This window comes from Paenibacillus radicis (ex Xue et al. 2023) (assembly GCF_024722015.1).
Taxonomy (GTDB): domain Bacteria; phylum Bacillota; class Bacilli; order Paenibacillales; family NBRC-103111; genus Paenibacillus_S.
In genome coordinates this window covers 77,506-96,557 of record NZ_JANQBD010000020.1, presented here as the reverse complement: position 1 = coordinate 96,557, position 19,052 = coordinate 77,506, and the positions used below count along the sequence as shown (strand labels likewise).

The following is a 19,052-nucleotide window of genomic DNA, read 5'->3' as shown; positions in this document are numbered from 1 at the left end:
TAATGGGTAAGGGGCGTATAATGTGGCGAAATCTGCCAATATATTAGACTATTAAAAACAGAAAAAGTTGCGAAAAATGACAAAAAACCTATAGCTAAGGTTAGCTTAGGTTTATAATTCAAATCAATTTAAAAAATCTCAAGCAGCCTAAGGCTGCCTGAGGTTAGGCCATCTGTAATCGGGATTGCTCCAATAATTGACGGAACTGATCACCAGACAATACTTCTTCTTTAGTCAAAATATGCAGCGATTCATCGAAAACAAGGCGATGGCGCTCCAGAAGCTCTCTGGTACTAGTCGTTAACTGCTCCAGTATCGCCGCATTTTCTTTCATCAATTCTTCTTTAGTTACCATCTGCCTGTCGATAATACCCAAGCTTGTCAAACCTGAATCCATCATTGTACGCACTAGTTGCAGAGCCTGCTCAAAGTCATTGCGAGAACCCGTACTGCGGCCTCCATAGTACATTTCTTCTGCAACTGAGCCTCCAAGTGCAATAATAATCTGCTCCTCAATATTTTCTTTCGTATATAAATATTGATCCTGCTGAGGATTATGCCGCACATAGCCGAGTGCTTTGCCGCGTGGACTTAGCGCAACTTGAGATACAGAGCCTGGACGTACGACTTCTGCAGCAATAGCATGTCCAAGCTCATGCAGGGCGACGCGATCTCTTTCTTCCTTCGTTGACTCACGATCAGTCTTCTCACCAAGCATCACCTTATCGACAGCTTGAGATAAATGCCTCTGTTCAATCTCAATGGATTCTTCACGCATAGCATATATGGCAGCTTCATTCATAACGCTCTCCAACTGTGCGCCTGAAAATTGAAACGTTTCTTCAGCTACTAGTTCCAAACTTATCGATTCTGCTAGAGGCTTGTTTTTGGCATGAATATTAAGGATATGAAGCCTGCCTTTCTTATCGGGCAGATCCACCTCAATATGACGGTCAAACCGGCCTGGGCGCAGCAACGCGCTATCCAGCATTTCTTTACGGTTTGTTGCGGCTACAATCAAAATGCGCGGAGTTTCAGAAGTATGAATCCCATCCATCTCGGTAAGTAATTGATTTAAGGTTTGGTCATACTCCCGATGTTGACCGCCGTCTCTTTTGCCTCCGATAACATCAATTTCATCAATGAACAATATTGCGCTGTCCTTATTTTCCTTAATCGCCCTTGAGCGTGCTTCCTTAAACATATCACGAACCCGGCTTGCACCCACACCAACATACATCTCAACAAATTCACTGCCTGCGGCAGCCATAAAGACGGAATTCGTGTAATGAGCTGCTGCTTTAGCCATTAATGTTTTTCCGGTGCCCGGAGGCCCTGTAAGCAAAATACCTTTTAGCGGGCGTATGCCCAGCTTCTGTATTTCTTCATGTTTGATCAGAAAATCGAGCGCTTCTTTCAATTCTCCTTTGGCCCGGTGCTGACCCCCGATATCATCAAACGTCATATAGCTAGGCGCGGCAGCGTTACGAGCCTTGCGGTCAGAACCTCCGCCAAAGCTGCCTCCGGCACCTCTCATTCGAGTCATAAAGAATAGAGCGCCAAGTATAATGGTCATAAATAACAAAGGAACAACGTTTATGCCGATAAAATATAGGAACACTAAAATTACAGGAATGACACCAACGAAAATTTCTTTATAAATTTTACTCATTAGGCCACACCCCCATTACGGAAGCGGTTCTAGGCATCATAATAAACTTGCTTTTGTCTCCGTCTGTTAGCGTAATATAAACAAATTTATCATCCATTTCTGTTGACACTTTTAAACTATCTGACGCTGCAGCCCGCTCCTGCAATGTTTTTGGAATTTGTGCATAACGTTTGGTTTCCATGGCTTGTGCCACATCAAATAACGCAGAAGACCACCACTGCTCTAATTTTGGAGATGAATCATTGACTACCTTTAGTTTCAATTCTCTTTTACCAAGAGCCGAGCCGCCATCATTCTGGATTCGACTGTAAACTTCACGCAGGCTTGTTCCAGCCTGAAGCTTTAGTTCCAACTCGGTAGCCGTATTGGTAATGTGAGTATGCATCAATTGTACACCCGGTGTACTTTCAACTACCTCTTTCAAAGGATTTTCCATAGCAACGCTTTGATATACGAACCATCCGCCAAATAAAACTACAGCAGAAATAGAAACACTTATTATCACAGGTAAGAGACGTAACTTCATAAGCTGACGTCCCCCTTTCTTATATATCGATTTGTTATATCGATAGTATAGCACATGATATATACGAAATGATGATGCAATGTGTGGAAACAACACAAAAGAGCGTCTGATTCAACGCTTTCGGTTATCCGATCGCTTTTGAATAGACGCTCAAATTAAACATTATTCGATGCTCAATCGATAGGTATCAATATAAGCCCCATCGTGGAATGCATAATAATCATAGTAATATCGGCCGCTGCGTTCATTTTCGGGTATAACTTTATAAAAAGCCTCCCAGACCGGAATTCCATTGACTATCCCTGGCATCAATCTTAATACTTTAGCTTCCGGCTGCCTTCCCAATACAAGCTGTTCGGCTTGTTCAGCAGTGATTCCATCAACAGCCATCTGCGTGTATATACTTTCTTTACCTACCCAAACAATAAGGCTTTGACCGATCTTATCCTCACCAAAAATGATGGTATATGGCTGATCACTCACAAAGCTTTCAACTTTATTCGCTTTAGTCAAAATTGTTTTCTGATAGGCAGTCTCCACGGCATTACGTTGAACCTTCCACTCATCTTCTTGAACTATGTTAAAAAAACGGATACTAAAAAAGACGAGAAGCGATAATACTATTACCGCGGCAACTATAATTTTATATTTCACGGGATGCAGCCCTCCTCCCCGTTTCAGTTCTCCATCCTATGCTTGTCCAACCAAACGCTCGAAGCACTGCTGTGCTTCAAACAACACTTTTTCTTCATCTAATGTTAGACACTCACCATTTTTAACGAGCATTTTTCCATCGACCCATACATCAACTACATCTTTGGCAGATGCTGAATAAATAGCATGGGAAATGAAATTCGTTTTCGGGAAAAAGTGAGGCTGATCGATATTCAATGCAATGAAATCAGCTTTCATTCCTGCTTGCAGCGCGCCAACATCTTCTAGCCAAATCGATCTGGCACCATCCAACGTCCCCATACGCAGCGCTGAATCAGCCGGAACGGCAACCGGATCACCGGAAACCCCTTTATGAATCAAGGCAGCAAGCCTCATTTCCTCAAACATATCCAGGTTATTATTGCTCGCAGGACCATCTGTTCCAAGTGAAACCATAATGCCTTTGCGCTGCAGCTCCGGTATCCGCGCCACACCACTAGCCAGCTTTAAGTTGCTGCCCGGGTTGTGAGAAACACGAACGTCATACTGCTTTAAAATATCTATTTCTTCATCGGTCAAATGAACAGCATGGGCAACCAATGCAGGCCTGGAAAAAACGCCTAGCTTGGCCAAATGAGCAACAGGTCTTGCCCCGTACTGATCTACATTATCTTGAACCTCACGTGCTGTTTCGGACATATGCGTATGGATTGGAAGCTGCAGATCATGAGCAACCTGTACAATCTTTTCTATATAATCAGGCGGGCATGTATAGGGAGCATGCGGTGACATCATTGTAGTGATACGTCCGTCAGCTTTACCATGCCAGTCAAGAGCAAACTGCTTTGCTTCGCTTAACTTGGCCGTTTGAACCTCCGGCGGGCACAATCCGATAACTCCGCGAGTTAGGACTGCACGCATTCCGCTTTCTTCCACCGCTTTAGCTACTTCATTCATGTGATCGTACATATCAACAAAAGTAGTCGTTCCACCTTTAAGCATTTCTATAATAGATAGCAGCGATCCCCACCGAACATCATGTGCCGTAAATTTGCCTTCCATCGGCCACATTTTCTCCTGCAGCCAAACCTGCAGCGCCAAATCATCCCCATATCCGCGAAGCAAAGACATAGCAGCATGATTATGAGTGTTAACTAAACCCGGCATATACAGCTTCTTCGAACCATCAATTCGTTCGTCATAATAATCAAGAGGCTGCGGAGGGTTTTTACCTATATATGTAATCTGATTATTTTCTACAACCATACATCCTTGAAGTACAGGATTTTGCTCGTCCATTGTAATAAAAGTACCATTAGTAATAATCCATTTTTTCATTATTTCACATATCCCTTCGCGCACATTAATAACCAAATTTAACTGTACAACTTCAATCCACAGAAATCAAGTAACATTAGATAATGCAACCTTGCTTATATTACATTTTTACACTTTGATGAACATATTCTAAATTGGATAAACTATGATTGCAATCCATCTGTCTATTGTGTTATTTTTAATTTTGTGTTAATTTTTCTCGGCAAAATTCTACATATTACAAGAATATTGTTAACTTATTGTTAAAATACACAATCGAGGAGGCTGCTTCATGCTTTTTGCAAAAAAAAATGACACTGACTTTTTGCTGCTGCTGATTAAAGCATCGGAAAATACGCTGCATGCCGCACAAATGTTTCGTAATGCCATCATGGGAGATCAACCGCCCGCTACGTTTTACCCGCAGCTGAAAGATTTGGAGCATAAAGGAGATCAGATTACGCACCAAATTTTTAAAGGTCTTAACAAAGTATTCATCACCCCGCTAGACCGCGAGGATATTATGGAGCTTGCATCAAAGGTCGATGATGTAATTGACGGCATTGAAGCCACGATTGCCCGTTTTGACTATTTGAATATCTCCGAGAGCGATAAGTATATGAAAGAATTCTCCGCGGTCATTGTAGCAAGCTGCCAGCACATCCTCGATGCTTTCAAGCTGCTTTCCAAGAAAAAGTACATGCAAATGACCGAGCACACGGTTCAAATCAACAGCCTCGAAAACGAAGCCGATCGTCTAATGAGGGAAGGCATCAGAGAAATATTTCTAAACCCTAAAGATCCATATCATGATTTTAAGCTGAAAGAGCTTTATGAACGTATGGAGCAAACAACAGATGCCTGTGAAGATGTTGCAAATATACTGGAAAGCGTAGTATTGCGTTATTCGTAAGCAGTCGTCCATATTTGGTAGGAGGAGACTATGTTAACCTTATTGTTGATCATTGTTGGACTGGCGCTGCTGTTTGACTTTATTAACGGCTTTCACGATACAGCCAATGCCATTGCCACCTCAATTTCTACCCGGGCGCTAACTCCAAGAGTTGCTGTCTTTTATGCGGCGATTTTGAATTTCGTTGGCGCATTCTTATCTTCAGAGGTAGCCAAAACCGTCGGTGGAAAAGTAGCCAATCCGGCCGAAATTGAGAATGGTGTACCCATACTTATTGCTGCACTTTTGTCCGCTATTATTTGGAATCTAGTGACTTGGTATTTCGGAATCCCTTCTTCTTCCTCTCATACTTTGATCGGGTCTTTAGCTGGTAGTGTTATAGCTGGAGCCGGGACAGCGGCACTCAATTGGAGCGGTTTCAGAGAGATTATTCTAATTTTGGTTTTATCTCCAATAGTTGCTTTTGGAACAGGTTTTATCATCATGTGGATTATTCGTCAGCTCATCATTGTAGGCGGCAACCATTCACGATCCAAGCTCAATAGAACCTTCCGATTTTTCCAAATTATTTCTGCCGGGTTACTATCCATATCCCACGGAGGGAACGATGCTCAAAAAGCGATGGGAATCATGGTTTTCGCTCTCGTCACTTTAGGGTATCAAACCACCATGGATGTCCCCTTATGGGTTAAAATAAGCGCCGCTATAGCTATGGGCTTAGGCACATCGATAGGCGGTATGCGGATCATTAAAACAATGAGTAAAAAACTGATCAAGATCGAACCTATTAACGGCTTCGCTTCTGATTTAAACTCATCCATAGTTATTCAAGTCTCTACCCACATGGGAATGCCATTATCCACTACTCACGTAATCTCATCATCCATTATTGGTACCGGATCTGTTATGAGGTTCCATGATGTGAAATGGGCTACGGTTACGAAAATGGTTATGACCTGGATCATTACAATTCCAATTAGTATGGTTGTTGCTTTTCTGCTTTACAAAGTCGTATTCCTATTCTTCTAGGGGTAATAGTGAACATAAAAAGAACGTCAGGAGCTCCTGACGTTCTTTTTATGTCTAACAATCCATACTGTTGACTATTCATCCAAATAATACGCCAAGCTTTGCAGCTCAGTAGTAAAATCAGCGTGATGCACGCGCACTTCACTCGGAACTTTTATAATAATCGGAGCAAAATTTAAAATAGCTTCTACTCCGCCTTCAACAAACTGGTTTGCTACATTCTGGGCTTCTGCTGCAGGCACTGTAATAATTCCAATCCGAATGTTCAAGCCTTGTATCGTTTCTTTAAGCTCCTTCATCGGCTTTACTTTCAAATGATTGATTGACTCCCCTACTTTGCTCTGAAGCTCATCAAAAATAGCGACAATCTTCATATTATCCTTAAGATAAGCATTATAATTGCAGAGCGCGCGGCCTAAATTCCCCGCACCAACCAATACAACTGGGATCACCTTGTCAATTTTAAGAATTTGGCGGATTTTCTCGATCAAATAATCTACATCATAACCAATACCCTTTTTGCCGAATTCACCGAAATAGGCCAGGTCTTTGCGTATTTGCGCCGGATTTAGATCAAGCTTAATACCTAGATCCTGGGATGAAACAGTATGCACATTTTTCTTGCTCAGCTCGTTAAGGAAGCGCAAATAAATCGGCAGTCTGCGGACAACTGCTTCCGATATTTTTAATGTTTTCATATATCGCTTTCCCCCATCCACTGCTTGATTCTCGGAACTAATTGACTTGTAGGCATATGTTCTATTTTGGGACCTGGCAGAGAGTATAGAAAATACTTGCCATAGGTCGTATCAATGACCCGCGTATCGTATATGATAACTATGCCTCTGTCTTTCGCCGTTCTTACGAGACGGCCAAAGCCTTGCTTAAAGCGAATGACCGCTTGAGGCACCGATAGCTTCATAAAGGGATTATGACCCAGCTTCTTCAAATTCTCTGTTTTCGCTTCAACAAGCGGATGGTTGGGAGGTTGAAAAGGCAAACGTACAATAGCGAGACAGCTCAATGCTTCCCCTGGAATATCCACTCCTTCCCAAAAGCTGCTAGTACCTAGTAAAATGCTCGCAGGACTGCTTTGAAAAAGCCTTGTCAACTTGCTGCGATTACTGCTGTCTACTCCCTGCCCAAGCACTTGGATGCCAAATGGACTTAGCTTATCTTTCAACGCTGTATGTGCCAGCTTCAGCATCCTGTTTGAAGTGAACAGCACAAGCATTCGTCCCTTCATTTCCAAAGCTACCTCAGCGAGAGACATACTCAGATGGTCCATAAATATTTTTTCGCCGTTATTGCCGCGTATGCTTGGAAAATCTCTTGGGATGGCGACAAGTGCCTGCTGCCGATAATTAAAGGGAGATGGAAGCTGAACCGTCTTCAGCTTGCTCTCATCTTCTTTAGTTTCCAAGCCCAGCTGCTCACATGTATAATCAAATGATTTGCCAACTGACAAAGTTGCTGAAGTCAGAATGACACTATCTTTTATACCAAAGAAAGATTGCTGCAGCATGGAGCTTACATCAATAGGTACACTTACCAACTGAAGCGACTTGCTTTTACCATTCCCTGCTTCAATCCAATACACATAATTATCGTCAGGCATGGTCATAAAAAAATGTAAATTATCACGATGGCGGTACATTTCCTTGAGAGTTCCGTTTAAATCGGTTAATATCCCTTGAATGTCCAACTCATCTTGCATTTCTTTCATCTCATTAAACAGCTTCTCCAGCTTCTTTATAACTTCATTCATATGAATGAATATATTATCCTCGAGCACCAGAAGTTTGTCCCAACCGTTGGGTGTTTCATCTTTTTTAACCCGGTACACTAGCTGGCCGGCTTCGGATTGCGAAGGGTCAGAGCGAGTCACTACCAGCTGATACAGCAGCTCAGCCAGCTCATCCCACTCTTCTTTTATTTGCAGCAGTTTAGGAGTTACTTCGTCTATTGATTGACACCACGTCTGTATTTGATCCTTCTCGTGCTTTTGCAGCTTTAAGCGAAGCAGCGGTAATTGACCGCTCCTGCTATCTTTAAACAACCACCAGAGTGTACTCAAGAAAGCTCCGTAATAAAGCTCTATGCCCAGATGCTTGCTAGCAACCTCTTCAAAATGATGAGCTTCATCGATTACAAGATGCTTGTAGCTGGGCAGAAGCCTGTTCTCCGCTTTCATATCTGTAAATAACAAAGAGTGATTCGTAATTATGACGTCTGCTGTGTTTGATTGATGCCTTGCACGATGGTAGAAACATTTCTTAAACCAGGGACAAGCCCTGTTTAAACAAGAATCCGTGTCGCTTGCAACAGAATGCCAAAACTGCACACCTTTATTTCCAAAATGCAGCTCCTCATCGTCCCCATGCTTCGTTTCACTAAGCCATACCAACATTTGTCCAGCCGACAGCCGATCATCTTTACCATTCTCAAAGTCTTGAACATTCATCTTTTGCTCAAATTTACGCAAGCATAAATAATGGCTTCTGCCTTTAAGCACTGCAGCCTGAAATCCTACAGGAAATAAATCCTCCAGGAGAGGGATATCTCTTTCACGAATCTGCTCCTGCAAGTTGATTGTATGGGTGCTTACAATTATTTTCTTATCTTGTTTAAGGCCATAGTATAAAGAAGGGATTAAATAACCAAGCGATTTACCGGTACCTGTTCCCGCTTCAATCATGAGATGCTGCCCCTGCTGGAATGCAGCCTCTACTTCTTCAAGCATACGGACCTGGGCTTCACGATCCTCGTAAGACTCAAAGCGCTGCTTTAACGCTTGTTTCAGCTCATCGTAGAATAATGCAAAGGTCTCCGGCAATCCCTTAACATCCTGTTCACTACGAATTGGCTCATCCTCTCCCCAATCGTCAACATTGATAGCGAATTGCCGAAAATAGCGAGCTGTATCGGAGTCAATGGTTGTGAACATTTCCTTATACGCTTTCATCTCTTGAATAAACCAGCCGAAGTCAGTCGTTACCTCATCAAAAATCAATGACAACCTCTGCAGCGTTAACAAGGGTAATGCTTGAAATTTCTGAAGACACTTAATCCAAATTAAGGCTGTCACTTCTGCGTCGCTGTCAGCTTGATGCGGACGTTCATGCTCAATACCGAAGGCAAGGCTAACCATACTAAGCTGTAAGCTCGATAATGACGGGTACAGTACCTTCAGCGTGTCCATGGTATCTAACACCTTGCCATCAAACGGAAAATAGCCTTCCTCGTCTAAAGCCCTCTGCAAAAAACCTAAATCAAAAGCAATATTATGGCCGACGAGCACACAATCTTGAAGTAAAGGCACCATGTTCCCCATAACGCTATCAAGCTCTGGCGCATCAGCAACCATACTATCGTCAATTCCAGTCAATGCAGTTATAGAAGAAGGTATACCGATCCCGGGATTTACCAAGGAGGTATACCTGTCAATGATGTAATCATCCTGTATAATGACGAGGCCAACCTGAATAATGCGATCCGTAGACTGGCTCCCGGTCGTTTCAAAATCCAAAACCGCGAATTTCATTACCCTTATGTCAATCCCTTCATTCCCAATTTCTTTCTAAGCATACCAATACTCATGGGAAAAGGGAATAGTAAACTTACTGCTAGAATTTCTAAAAAACGACTAATTTCTTGCAGGATGCTGCAGAAAATACAGCTTTCCTTTTACTTCGGAGCATAAACCCATTTCCATAAGTGGCTCAACACTGGATGGATCCGAATGATGTGCCATGGCAAAATATTCGAATGCTTTTTCCATATTCTGATATTGAATTTGAATACAGCCCATTGCGCTATAGGAAATAGCTCTCATACGATTATTTTCTGTTACTTGGGATAAGAAATGGAACTGATTGTAGCTTTCGGATATTTCTCCCTTTTGCAAGTAACTCATTGCCAAATAGATCCTCGCTAATGTAAACTCCGGCTGCTTGTTAACAATTGCTTTAAACTCTCTAATTGCTTCTTCATACATCAAAAGCTTATAGAAGCCCTGCCCTTTTAAAAACGCATCTGAACGTTTCCCAGCCAATTCCGGATCCAATAAATCATTGACCGACACTGGCTGGTGCAATTGGTAAAAGGCCGCAAGCTTTTCTTCAAACAAAAGCCACTCTTCAATATACGTGTCGCTCATAGCCTTCAACGTGTGAAGCTTTTCTTGCAGCTCTTTTCTTTGGGAACCGGACGCAGCTGCGAACTGATCATTCACTTCATCGAGCATTTCATTCATGGAGGCAAATAGTTGTTTGAACATGATGATTGCATCCCACCTTAACGTTGAGCATACTTTCATTTTTTGTTTCGGCGGCCTTTTTCATGCGTCACATGACGGTGGAATGAATTTCTTCTTTTAGAACACTTATGATTCGGTTGTTTTCGCCCATAATTGCTATTTGAGGTTGATGCTTTCTTGCCTCTTCATCCGTCATCATCGCGTAAGATAAAATAATTACGGTATCTCCAACATGAACCATTCTGGCTGCCGCACCATTCAAACAAATAACTCCTGATCCACGGGGACCCGGGATAATGTAGGTTTCAAATCGGGCACCATTGTTATTATTAACAATCTGTACCTTCTCATTGGGCAGCATATCTAACAACTCAATAAGCTCTTCATCAATGGTAATACTGCCAACATAATTGAGATTGGCTTCTGTTACAGTAGCGCGGTGAATTTTGGATTTAAGCATAGTTCTGAACATTAGAAGTCCTCCTTAAAGTTTTCATAAGAAAACTTTCTTCATTAATTTATACAAGACGAATAATAATATTGTCAATTAAACGTGTTTTTCCGAATTTTACGGCCAATGCTATAATAATTTGTTCAACATTTTTCAAGCTGCTAATCGTTTCTAATGATGGATAGGCTAATATTTCCACATAATCAATAACGGCCAGCGGCGCTTGCTGTATAGACCTGGTGATCTTCTCATTAAGCATCGTTAAATCAATATTGGTATGCTGCTCACGAATCAAACCCTCCGCCATTTGTAAGGATGCAGATAATACAAGTGCCTGTTTGCGTTCATCCGGCTGTAAATATACATTGCGAGAGCTCATAGCCAAGCCGTCGGACTCTCTAAGAATGGGACAAGGAATAATCTCCACTGGCATATTCAGATCATTAACCATCTGGGTAATGACTGCTATTTGCTGTGCATCCTTCAGACCAAAGTAGGCGGCATCCGGTTGAACAATATTAAATAATTTGGAAACGATCGTCGCCACTCCGTCAAAATGACCCGGACGCGATGCTCCACATAATCTTTCCGTTACTTGAGACACGGAGACGATTGTTCTGGTCTGTTGAGGGTACATTTCTTCAACCGATGGCAGAAATACGATATCCGTTCCCGCTGCCTTCGCAACGGCAAGATCCCCTTCTTCATTGCGAGGATAACGTTCAAAATCCTCGTTCGGACCAAATTGCAAAGGATTCACAAAAATACTCAATATAACCAAATCACATTGCGTGCGAGCAGCCTCAAGCAGGCTGGCATGTCCTTTATGGAGAAATCCCATTGTTGGAACAAAACCGATTCTTATACCAGGCTGGTCAATTTTTGCCTGTTTAACTGCTGAGCGAAGTTCATGTATGGTATGGATCGTTTGCATAGTTCAGTCCTCCTATTTCTTTGCGCCGCCATATAAAAAACCGGCAACCTCTTCCTCCATAAGGAATGAATGATCAACTGACGGAAAGGTACGGCTCTTCACCTCATTGACATACTGCTTTAAGCCGTTTCGAATTAAGCTGCCGGTATCCGCATAGGTTTTGACGAACCGTTTTGGCGCCATTTCAGAGCCGTAGCCAAGTGCATCATGAAAGACCAGAACCTGCCCATCACATCGTGGCCCTGCGCCAATTCCAATGGTTGGGATAGACAGCTGCTCGGTGATGTGCGCGGCAACCTGTTCGGTAACCAGCTCCAATACAATTGCGTAAGCCCCTGCCTGTTCTAATGCTTTTGCATCCTCAAGCAGCTGTTGAGCTTGCGCTGAGTTTTTGCCTTGAATTTTGTAACCGCCTATTTGATGAATGGATTGTGGAGTTAGCCCAAGATGACCCATTACCGGTATTCCCGCCATCGTACAGGCCTTTACGGCGTCGGAAATTTCCCGGCCCCCCTCCATCTTAATTGAATTAGCCAAACCCTCTTGCATAATACGCGCCGCGTTACGCAGCGTTTGATCGAGACTGCCGTGATAAGTCATAAAAGGCATATCCGTAATGACGAATGTTGACTGTGCCGCCCTTACAACTGAGCGTGAATGGTAAATCATATCCTCTAACGTAACCGGAATAGTCGAGTCATAGCCAAGAACAACATTTCCCAAGGAATCTCCGACTAATATGGCATCGACTCCCGCTTCCTCCGCTAACATGGCAGAAGGGTAATCATAAGCTGTAATTATGGAAATCGGATTTCCGGTTTCCTTCATTCTTTTTAACTTGCTAGTCGTAACGGCTTTTCTCTGTTCCATTCCTGCACCAACCTTTCTAAATCCGTATTTGTAAGCTTAGTATGAACAAAAAAAACCTTTTAGCCCCAAGGAGCGAAAAGGTTCACATGTTAAAAAAATCATATGATCCTTCTGTCTCGGTCCGTTAGGCTCAGAGCAGAATCCGACATACATACAAGCATAAATCTTATTAAGTTGTTGCAAGTCAGAACAATCAGTTAAATATAAGTTCCATTCGAGTGCAGCTCCTTACAGATACCGCCTCAGATGTAGCCTTATTATACCAAACTTTTCATTCTGATGATAGGGGGATAAATTCAATCGTTCCAGAATACCATTTCGTTAATGAGCCATCCTCTAGCTGCACAATTAAAGCCCCAGTCTCATCCAGACTTACAGCAATTCCTTCCACTAGCCCTTGTGGCGATTGATTGCGAACCTTGCGGTTCAGAGATACGCTGAGTGCCTCCCATAGCAGTTTAACAGGTTCAAATCCCTTACTATGGTATAATTCGTAAAGTGTCTCCAGCTCCTCCAGAAACCGGCACAGCAGCTCTGTACGGTCCACTAGCTTTCCCGCCTCGATCTGTAAAGAGGTAGCGATAGCTTTAAGCTCTTCCGAATAATCATCCTCGCGTAAATTGGCGCTTATGCCTACTCCCACAATGACATACAGTGGCTTCTCGTCCTCAGCAATAGACTCTGACAGGATTCCGCTGATTTTCTTTCCATCAATCAACAAATCATTCGGCCACTTAATTCCAACAGGAAGCGATGTAACCTGCCGGATGGCGCGGCACAAAGCAACTGCTATCAATAATGTTAGTTGAGGGGCAAACTGAAGAGGTATACGGGGTTTCAGAATCATGCTCATCCAGATTCCCTTTCCTTTGGGTGAATGCCACTTACGTCCCATTCGCCCTCGTCCTTCAGTTTGCTGTTCAGCAATAACCAGTGTACCTTCAACTGCGCCTTGTCTTGCCAGCTCATGAGCCTTTGTCTGAGTGGAACCCAGCTGTTCGTAATAGTGGATATTTTGTCCGAACACTTCAGTCTTTAATTGCTTTTCAATGGAAGCTAGCTCCAGCTTATCCGGTTTCTCAACAAGGCGATACCCTTTACGTGATACCGCTTCAAAAACATAACCAGCACTACGGAGCTTCTCGACATGCTTCCAAATCGCTGTTCGGCTGCATTGTAAAGTAGCACTTAATTCTTCGCCTGATACAAAAGCTCCATCTTTCTCTTCAAAGAGCTGTACCAATTGTTCACTTATGTTCATATGTACCACTTTCCTGCTGAAGAACCTTCTCATAATAACGTTCAGCTTCAGCTAGCAATAAATCTCTCTCGTTAGTCAATCGTTGCATCGCTGCTTCGCGAAGCAGATGGGCTAGTACTCTTGAAACCCAAGGACCTGCTGGTTTGGAAATATGAGCAAGCAGCTCCTTACCGCCTAATTCAAGATCTTCTAGTCTATGAACAGGCATGTCTTTCAACCAGTCCAATCCATTATTGATTAGGATTTCACTCCACTTAGCTTCTACTTCAAACCTTGCCAGCACCTCTGGAGCAGCTGTCACAATTTCATGCAGTCCACCAACCGCCTGCTGCCCGTACGTTACCGCCGACAGCTTCCAGGCTTCCTGCAAAGCAGCTTCATCTGTTTCGTCAGTAAGCTGACGCCTCAAATGGTGCGCAACAGCTATGATCTGCCGCACCTGTTCCAATTGTTGCTTGGAAAAGGTCAGCTGCCTTAGCTCCAGTTCTGCTTCTGCCGCGCTAACCCTTATACATAAATATAGATAGGCCCACTTGTAAAGCGGCTCTTTGAGGCTGCTCCAGCCTCTGGTCAGCTTCACCTGCTTCAAATCAGCCAGCCTCAGAGTCTGTTTGAGATGCCCCAGAAGCTGACTGTCAATAAGCAGTTGAACCGCATGAGCGGGAGCAGCACCATCAATCATACGCTCCAGCTCCATGCGCACACGTTCCATGGCAATATGCTCTAAGAGCGGCGCTTGCTTAAGAAGCGCAGCCCATGTTTGCTCCTCGATCTCAAGCCCATAATGTGCGGCGAAGCGAATGCAGCGAAGCATCCGCAAAGCATCCTCCTGGAATCTTTCATTCGCATCACCTACACAACGCAGCAGGTTATTCTTCATATCATCTACACCGTGAAAGGGATCAATCAACTGCCCGTCAACATCCAGGGCCATTGCGTTCATCGTAAAATCACGCCGTCTTAAATCCTCATACAAACTGTCAATGAATTGGACCTCAGTGGGACGGCGAAAATCTTCGTAGCCGGACTCAATACGGAATGTAGTTACTTCAAATAAGCTATCTTCCATCATCACCGATACAGTACCATGTTGAAGTCCCGTTGGAATGGTTCGATGAAATAATTGCTGTACCTGCTCCGGCTTGGCTGAGGTGGCGATATCGAAATCCTTTACCGGTCGCTTCAGATGCTTATCACGCACACAACCGCCCACCATATAGGCTTCAAAGCCAGCATCAATCAGCTTTCCGATGATTTTTTTTGCTTTTCTTTCCAGGTCCTGCGTCATAACCATCACCTTTTTAACAATTCAATGGTTTTAATTTAAGTTCTTCCGGCAACGGAAGTCCAAGTACACGATAATAAATCTCTTCGTACTGGCGGGTAATAACATCATTACAGAATGTGAACCGGGCACGGTGCAAGCATGCCTCCGTCATTTTTTCATACAAAGCTTTATCCGTTAACAGCATTTTTGTATAATGAGCCATTTGATCCACATCGCCGATTTCCGCTAAAAAACCACTTTCCCCGTGAGTGATCAGCTCAGGAATACCGCCTGCATCAGAGGCTACTGTAGGAACCCCGCAAGCCATTGCTTCCAAAGCAACCAAACCAAAGCTTTCTTTCTCAGATGGCAGGAGCATTACATCAGATAAGGATAACAATTGAGCCACATCGTCCTGCTTGCCGCAGAAGGTCACTCGATCGAGTAATCCCTTCTCCTTTACTTTGCAAAGCACCTTGGATAGCTCAGGGCCCTCTCCTACAAATAACAGTCTGGACGGAACATCCTTACTTACACGGTCAAAAATTTCAACCACATCCGTAACCCGTTTAACAGGTCGGAAATTGGAAATATGTATCAAAATTTTCTCATCGGGATGGGCAAACTCCTTGCGCAGCGCCGTAACCTCGCGAGGATAGTAAACCCTTTTATCAACAAAGTTGTAGGACAAATCGATCGGCTTATCTATGTCTAAAAGACTGCGAGTTTCATGGATTAAATCCTTCGAAACAGCTGTCACAGCATCACTTTGATTAATCGCAAACCGGATCAAATCACTTAAAGATTCATCCTGTGCGAGAACAGTAATGTCCGTACCATGCAGCGTAGTTACTACCTTCAGCTTATCGCCAACCATTTGCTTGGCTAATATTGCACATACCGCATGAGGTATTGCGTAGTGTACATGAAGTAAATCGAGCTCCTCCAGCTGAGCAACCTGAGCCAGTTTACTTGCAAGTGATAAATCGTAAGGAGGATATTTAAATACATAATAGTCGTTAACTTCAACTTCATGGTAGAAAATATTTTTATCGAATTTCCCTAACCGGAAGGGCATACTGTGCGTAATAAAATGAACCTCATGTCCTTTTTCAGCAAGCAGCTTGCCCAATTCCGTCGCTACAACGCCAGAACCGCCGAGTGTTGGATAACAGGTAATACCGATCTTTAATCGTTCTTTCATTGGGCTCCCTCCTAAGAGTGATTGCATCAGCAAAAGCTTACTCCGTGAGCTTTTGCTGAGCTTTCAAGTTAGTATATAGCTTATGCTATTTTTCAGATATGAATTAGAAAAGGTCAATCAAATAAGGAAGCTTGCTTACAAAACCTTCGGCGTATGGAAGCATATGCTTCTGACCAAGCATCCTATCCTTAGCTTCCACTCGTTCGAGATAGCCTTGGTTTAATGGAGTCCTTACAAAATCATTGGCTGCTCCCGCTGCTTCGAACTGGGTACGGTATGCCTTTAATGCTTGCATCTTCACATCATGCGTTCCAGTAATATCAACCAATAAATCGGATTCATAAATATCATTGATAAAATAAAAGTAAATTTGCTCCACTGTATGTGCTGCTGTCTCGGGTTCATAACGGCGGAGCTTAGAGTTAAACACCGCTTCCTGAACGAGCTTGCTGCATGCGATATGATCGGGATGCCGATCCTCCCAGTAAGGCGCAAATACAATTCGAGGCTTATACTTGCGAATCTCCAAGGTTATCTCTTTAACGGATTCCGGACTCATCCATAGCCCACGATCAGGTAAACCGAGATTCGAACGCGCAGATAATCCTAATATTTGAGCAGCGAGAGCCGCCTCTTGCTGACGGATCTCAACTGTACCGTTAGAGGACATTTCAGCATAGGTCAGATCGCATATTCCTACGCGTTGACCGGCAGATGAATGCTTGTAAATAGTCCCTCCCATTCCGATTTCCGCATCGTCCGGATGCGCTCCGAAAACAAGAATATCCAGCTGCTCGCTCATTCCATTTCACCTTGCTTATATTTATGTACAAGTTCCCGCCAAGCAAAATCTCCTCGATCCAGTGCTTTCACCAAAATCTCAGCTGTAGCAATATTCGTTGCCACAGGAATCCCCTGCACATCGCATAAACGAAGCAAGGCAATGATATCCGGCTCATGAGGCTGTGCCATTAATGGATCACGCAAAAAGATGATTAAATCCAGCTCATTGGTCGCTACCATGGCGCCAATTTGCTGGTCTCCTCCAAGTGGTCCTGACATATATCGGTGAACCTGAAGCTCTGTGCTATCCATAATTCGAGTACCTGTGGTGCCCGTTGCATACAATTGGTGATGCTTAAATACCTGCTCATAGGCAGTCACGAAATTAACCATTTCTTCTTTTTTACGATCATGTGCGATTAATGCAATTTTCATGGACATCCCTCTTAAGCTCCTTTATAATTCTTACCCGATAAGTACATAGAGCAAAAAGCCTTTTTAGGCTAGTCCTCATGTTTATATAAATTAGTCAATAAAATGCTCGAATCCGTACACAATTCCGGTTAGCTCCATAACCTTCTTCACAGCAACATTAACACCTGGCATATAACCTGCCCGGTCATAGGAATCATGGCGTATTTTTAAGGTTTGGCCAAATGCTCCAAATATAACTTCCTGCTGAGCAAAAACTCCCGGCAATCGTACACTATGTATTCTAAATCCATTGTATAATCCGCCGCGCGAACCTTCAATTGTTTCTTCTTCCCGAGGGTTGCCCTGACGTAACTCCTGGCGATTCTGAGCTATTAATTCAGCTGTCTTGATCGCTGTTCCCGATGGCGCGTCCAGCTTTTGATCACCATGGTATTCTATGATCTCAAGGTTAGGTAAATATTTGGCGGCTTGTGCAGCAAACTTCATCATTAAAATAGCACCTATGGAGAAATTCGGAGCAATGATGCCGCCTATGCCTTGCTCCTTACATTGTTTATCGAAGTTTTCAAGATCCTCGGGCGTAAACCCCGTCGTCCCGATAACGGGACGTACTTTATGCTTAATAGCTAATGCCGTATTAGCAACAACGGATTGGGGCGTTGTGAAATCAACCAGCACATCCGGTCTGGCTTCTACGAGTGCTAGCTCCAGATCCGTACTGAGTATAACGCCGCATGCGTCCAGCCCAACAAGTCTTCCGGCATCCACCTGCAGCTCAGATGAACGGTTTACAGCTGCGACCAGCTGCAAATCAGCGTCCTCCAGCACCATTTTCACTACTTCCCGACCCATACGGCCGCTTGCTCCTGCTACTGCTACTCGAATCTGACTCATATCCATTCCGTTCCCTTCGTCTAGAAATCTGCTAATAACAAGTGATAAAAATTATTTGATCAGGATTTCATATATTGTTTCAGCATTAATTGATATTCGGCCAACAATTGATTCCCAATTTCGTGCTGAGGATCCAATACCAGCAGTTCTTTAATTGCCCGAATGGCTTGACTATACTCCTTCAGCCGAGAGTAAGCAAGACCTAACAGCAAGAAAGCTTCAGAAGATAATGAATCCAGCTTTATTGCTTCCTGGAGCAATGTTACAGCCATCCATATCCGCTGTTCAGGCTCATCAAAATAATATTGCGCCTGCAAGATCAATTCTTTAGCACGCAGATGCTGGATATGGAATCGATAATGCTCCTCAAACGGCTCCAGCCTAACTGCTTCCTTGGCATGCTCAATGGCTTTACCCAACTTATTGCTTCTAGCATATGTGATTGAAAGCTTGTAATGGAAGGCAGCATTGTCAGGGGCTATTGCAATGGCTTGCTCGAACCATTCTATGGCCTGTTCAAAATCATGCATTAAAATCGATTCGTATGCCTTCTTAATTTGCTCTTCTCCATCCATCTGCCCATC

General features: G+C 43.4%; 19 protein-coding genes. 2 read left to right on the top strand and 17 right to left on the bottom strand.

Translation table 11 applies throughout. From position 1 onward, the window contains the following. Positions 1 to 163 precede the first annotated feature (163 nt). The 4 genes from NV381_RS25280 to NV381_RS25265 form a co-directional block, all read right to left on the bottom strand. Positions 164 to 1,672 carry an AAA family ATPase gene (locus tag NV381_RS25280; RefSeq protein WP_258216070.1) on the bottom strand — a complete coding sequence of 503 codons (1,509 nt, stop codon included), beginning with the start codon at positions 1,670 to 1,672 and terminating at the stop codon, positions 164 to 166. After that, positions 1,665 to 2,198 carry a hypothetical protein gene (locus NV381_RS25275; RefSeq protein ID WP_258216069.1) on the bottom strand — a complete coding sequence of 178 codons (534 nt, stop codon included), beginning with the start codon at positions 2,196 to 2,198 and terminating at the stop codon, positions 1,665 to 1,667. Before NV381_RS25275 ends, NV381_RS25280 begins: the two co-directional genes overlap by 8 nt. Before the next feature lie 162 nt (positions 2,199 to 2,360). After that, entirely contained in the window at positions 2,361 to 2,852 is a 492-nt protein-coding gene (locus tag NV381_RS25270; RefSeq protein ID WP_258216068.1) for a DUF5590 domain-containing protein, read from the bottom strand. Positions 2,853 to 2,888: 36 nt separating this feature from the next. Next, complete coding sequence (locus NV381_RS25265) at positions 2,889 to 4,190, bottom strand: amidohydrolase (RefSeq protein ID WP_258216067.1); 1,302 nt, start codon at positions 4,188 to 4,190, stop codon at positions 2,889 to 2,891. A gap of 271 nt (positions 4,191 to 4,461) precedes the next feature. Between NV381_RS25265 and NV381_RS25260 the strand changes: the two genes are divergently transcribed. Both NV381_RS25260 and NV381_RS25255 read left to right on the top strand, forming a co-directional pair. Further along, positions 4,462 to 5,082, top strand: coding sequence for a DUF47 domain-containing protein (locus NV381_RS25260; RefSeq protein ID WP_258216066.1), 621 nt, complete (start codon positions 4,462 to 4,464; stop codon positions 5,080 to 5,082). A 30-nt stretch (positions 5,083 to 5,112) separates the two neighbouring features. Further along, positions 5,113 to 6,111, top strand: a complete 999-nt coding sequence (locus tag NV381_RS25255; RefSeq protein ID WP_258216065.1) for an inorganic phosphate transporter — start codon at positions 5,113 to 5,115, stop codon at positions 6,109 to 6,111. A 74-nt stretch (positions 6,112 to 6,185) separates the two neighbouring features. Here NV381_RS25255 and NV381_RS25250 read toward each other — a convergent pair whose 3' ends face one another. The 13 genes from NV381_RS25250 to NV381_RS25190 form a co-directional block, all read right to left on the bottom strand. Then, positions 6,186 to 6,809 carry a redox-sensing transcriptional repressor Rex gene (locus NV381_RS25250; protein ID WP_258216064.1) on the bottom strand — a complete coding sequence of 208 codons (624 nt, stop codon included), beginning with the start codon at positions 6,807 to 6,809 and terminating at the stop codon, positions 6,186 to 6,188. Continuing rightward, positions 6,806 to 9,655 carry an ATP-dependent DNA helicase DinG gene (gene dinG / locus NV381_RS25245; protein ID WP_258216063.1) on the bottom strand — a complete coding sequence of 950 codons (2,850 nt, stop codon included), beginning with the start codon at positions 9,653 to 9,655 and terminating at the stop codon, positions 6,806 to 6,808. Before dinG ends, NV381_RS25250 begins: the two co-directional genes overlap by 4 nt. A gap of 102 nt (positions 9,656 to 9,757) precedes the next feature. Further along, positions 9,758 to 10,390 (bottom strand): tetratricopeptide repeat protein, encoded by a 633-nt coding sequence (locus NV381_RS25240; RefSeq protein WP_258216062.1) that lies wholly within the window; start codon positions 10,388 to 10,390, stop codon positions 9,758 to 9,760. A gap of 67 nt (positions 10,391 to 10,457) precedes the next feature. Next, positions 10,458 to 10,841 carry an aspartate 1-decarboxylase gene (panD, locus tag NV381_RS25235; RefSeq protein ID WP_258216061.1) on the bottom strand — a complete coding sequence of 128 codons (384 nt, stop codon included), beginning with the start codon at positions 10,839 to 10,841 and terminating at the stop codon, positions 10,458 to 10,460. Between the two features lie 46 nt (positions 10,842 to 10,887). Further along, positions 10,888 to 11,754: a pantoate--beta-alanine ligase gene (gene panC, locus NV381_RS25230; protein WP_258216060.1), complete on the bottom strand. Its 867-nt coding sequence runs from the start codon at positions 11,752 to 11,754 to the stop codon at positions 10,888 to 10,890. A gap of 12 nt (positions 11,755 to 11,766) precedes the next feature. After that, complete coding sequence (gene panB, locus NV381_RS25225) at positions 11,767 to 12,624, bottom strand: 3-methyl-2-oxobutanoate hydroxymethyltransferase (protein ID WP_258216059.1); 858 nt, start codon at positions 12,622 to 12,624, stop codon at positions 11,767 to 11,769. 271 nt (positions 12,625 to 12,895) lie between these two features. Continuing rightward, entirely contained in the window at positions 12,896 to 13,885 is a 990-nt protein-coding gene (locus NV381_RS25220; protein WP_258216058.1) for a biotin--[acetyl-CoA-carboxylase] ligase, read from the bottom strand. Next, on the bottom strand, positions 13,872 to 15,173 hold the full coding sequence (locus NV381_RS25215; protein WP_258216057.1) for a CCA tRNA nucleotidyltransferase: 1,302 nt from the start codon (positions 15,171 to 15,173) through the stop codon (positions 13,872 to 13,874). The genes NV381_RS25220 and NV381_RS25215 overlap by 14 nt, the downstream gene beginning before the upstream one ends. A gap of 13 nt (positions 15,174 to 15,186) precedes the next feature. Continuing rightward, on the bottom strand, positions 15,187 to 16,356 hold the full coding sequence (gene bshA, locus NV381_RS25210) for an N-acetyl-alpha-D-glucosaminyl L-malate synthase BshA (protein ID WP_258216056.1): 1,170 nt from the start codon (positions 16,354 to 16,356) through the stop codon (positions 15,187 to 15,189). A gap of 103 nt (positions 16,357 to 16,459) precedes the next feature. Next, the gene (gene bshB1, locus NV381_RS25205; protein ID WP_258216055.1) at positions 16,460 to 17,158 is read right to left on the bottom strand and encodes a bacillithiol biosynthesis deacetylase BshB1; all 699 of its coding nucleotides are present in this window, start codon (positions 17,156 to 17,158) and stop codon (positions 16,460 to 16,462) included. Further along, entirely contained in the window at positions 17,155 to 17,580 is a 426-nt protein-coding gene (mgsA, locus tag NV381_RS25200; RefSeq protein WP_258216054.1) for a methylglyoxal synthase, read from the bottom strand. Before mgsA ends, bshB1 begins: the two co-directional genes overlap by 4 nt. Positions 17,581 to 17,664: 84 nt before the next feature. Then, positions 17,665 to 18,468: a 4-hydroxy-tetrahydrodipicolinate reductase gene (dapB, locus tag NV381_RS25195; protein ID WP_258216053.1), complete on the bottom strand. Its 804-nt coding sequence runs from the start codon at positions 18,466 to 18,468 to the stop codon at positions 17,665 to 17,667. Between the two features lie 59 nt (positions 18,469 to 18,527). Further along, positions 18,528 to 19,043, bottom strand: a complete 516-nt coding sequence (locus NV381_RS25190; RefSeq protein WP_258216052.1) for a tetratricopeptide repeat protein — start codon at positions 19,041 to 19,043, stop codon at positions 18,528 to 18,530. Positions 19,044 to 19,052: the final 9 nt, after the last annotated feature.

Excerpts from the sequence above, each read along its gene's own strand:
- dinG (WP_258216063.1), bottom strand. The coding sequence starts at position 9,655 with ATGAAATTCGCGGTTTTGGATTTTGAAACGACCGGGAGCCAGTCTACG.
- NV381_RS25240 (WP_258216062.1), bottom strand. The coding sequence starts at position 10,390 with ATGTTCAAACAACTATTTGCCTCCATGAATGAAATGCTCGATGAAGTG.
- panD (WP_258216061.1), bottom strand. The coding sequence starts at position 10,841 with ATGTTCAGAACTATGCTTAAATCCAAAATTCACCGCGCTACTGTAACA.
- NV381_RS25190 (WP_258216052.1), bottom strand. The coding sequence starts at position 19,043 with ATGGATGGAGAAGAGCAAATTAAGAAGGCATACGAATCGATTTTAATG.
- bshB1 (WP_258216055.1), bottom strand. The coding sequence starts at position 17,158 with ATGAGCGAGCAGCTGGATATTCTTGTTTTCGGAGCGCATCCGGACGAT.
- NV381_RS25275 (WP_258216069.1), bottom strand. The coding sequence starts at position 2,198 with ATGAAGTTACGTCTCTTACCTGTGATAATAAGTGTTTCTATTTCTGCT.
- NV381_RS25255 (WP_258216065.1), top strand. The coding sequence starts at position 5,113 with ATGTTAACCTTATTGTTGATCATTGTTGGACTGGCGCTGCTGTTTGAC.
- bshA (WP_258216056.1), bottom strand. The coding sequence starts at position 16,356 with ATGAAAGAACGATTAAAGATCGGTATTACCTGTTATCCAACACTCGGC.
- NV381_RS25220 (WP_258216058.1), bottom strand. The coding sequence starts at position 13,885 with ATGAACATAAGTGAACAATTGGTACAGCTCTTTGAAGAGAAAGATGGA.
- panC (WP_258216060.1), bottom strand. The coding sequence starts at position 11,754 with ATGCAAACGATCCATACCATACATGAACTTCGCTCAGCAGTTAAACAG.
- dapB (WP_258216053.1), bottom strand. The coding sequence starts at position 18,468 with ATGAGTCAGATTCGAGTAGCAGTAGCAGGAGCAAGCGGCCGTATGGGT.
- NV381_RS25265 (WP_258216067.1), bottom strand. The coding sequence starts at position 4,190 with ATGAAAAAATGGATTATTACTAATGGTACTTTTATTACAATGGACGAG.
- panB (WP_258216059.1), bottom strand. The coding sequence starts at position 12,624 with ATGGAACAGAGAAAAGCCGTTACGACTAGCAAGTTAAAAAGAATGAAG.
- mgsA (WP_258216054.1), bottom strand. The coding sequence starts at position 17,580 with ATGTCCATGAAAATTGCATTAATCGCACATGATCGTAAAAAAGAAGAA.
- NV381_RS25250 (WP_258216064.1), bottom strand. The coding sequence starts at position 6,809 with ATGAAAACATTAAAAATATCGGAAGCAGTTGTCCGCAGACTGCCGATT.
- NV381_RS25280 (WP_258216070.1), bottom strand. The coding sequence starts at position 1,672 with ATGAGTAAAATTTATAAAGAAATTTTCGTTGGTGTCATTCCTGTAATT.
- NV381_RS25215 (WP_258216057.1), bottom strand. The coding sequence starts at position 15,173 with ATGACGCAGGACCTGGAAAGAAAAGCAAAAAAAATCATCGGAAAGCTG.
- NV381_RS25260 (WP_258216066.1), top strand. The coding sequence starts at position 4,462 with ATGCTTTTTGCAAAAAAAAATGACACTGACTTTTTGCTGCTGCTGATT.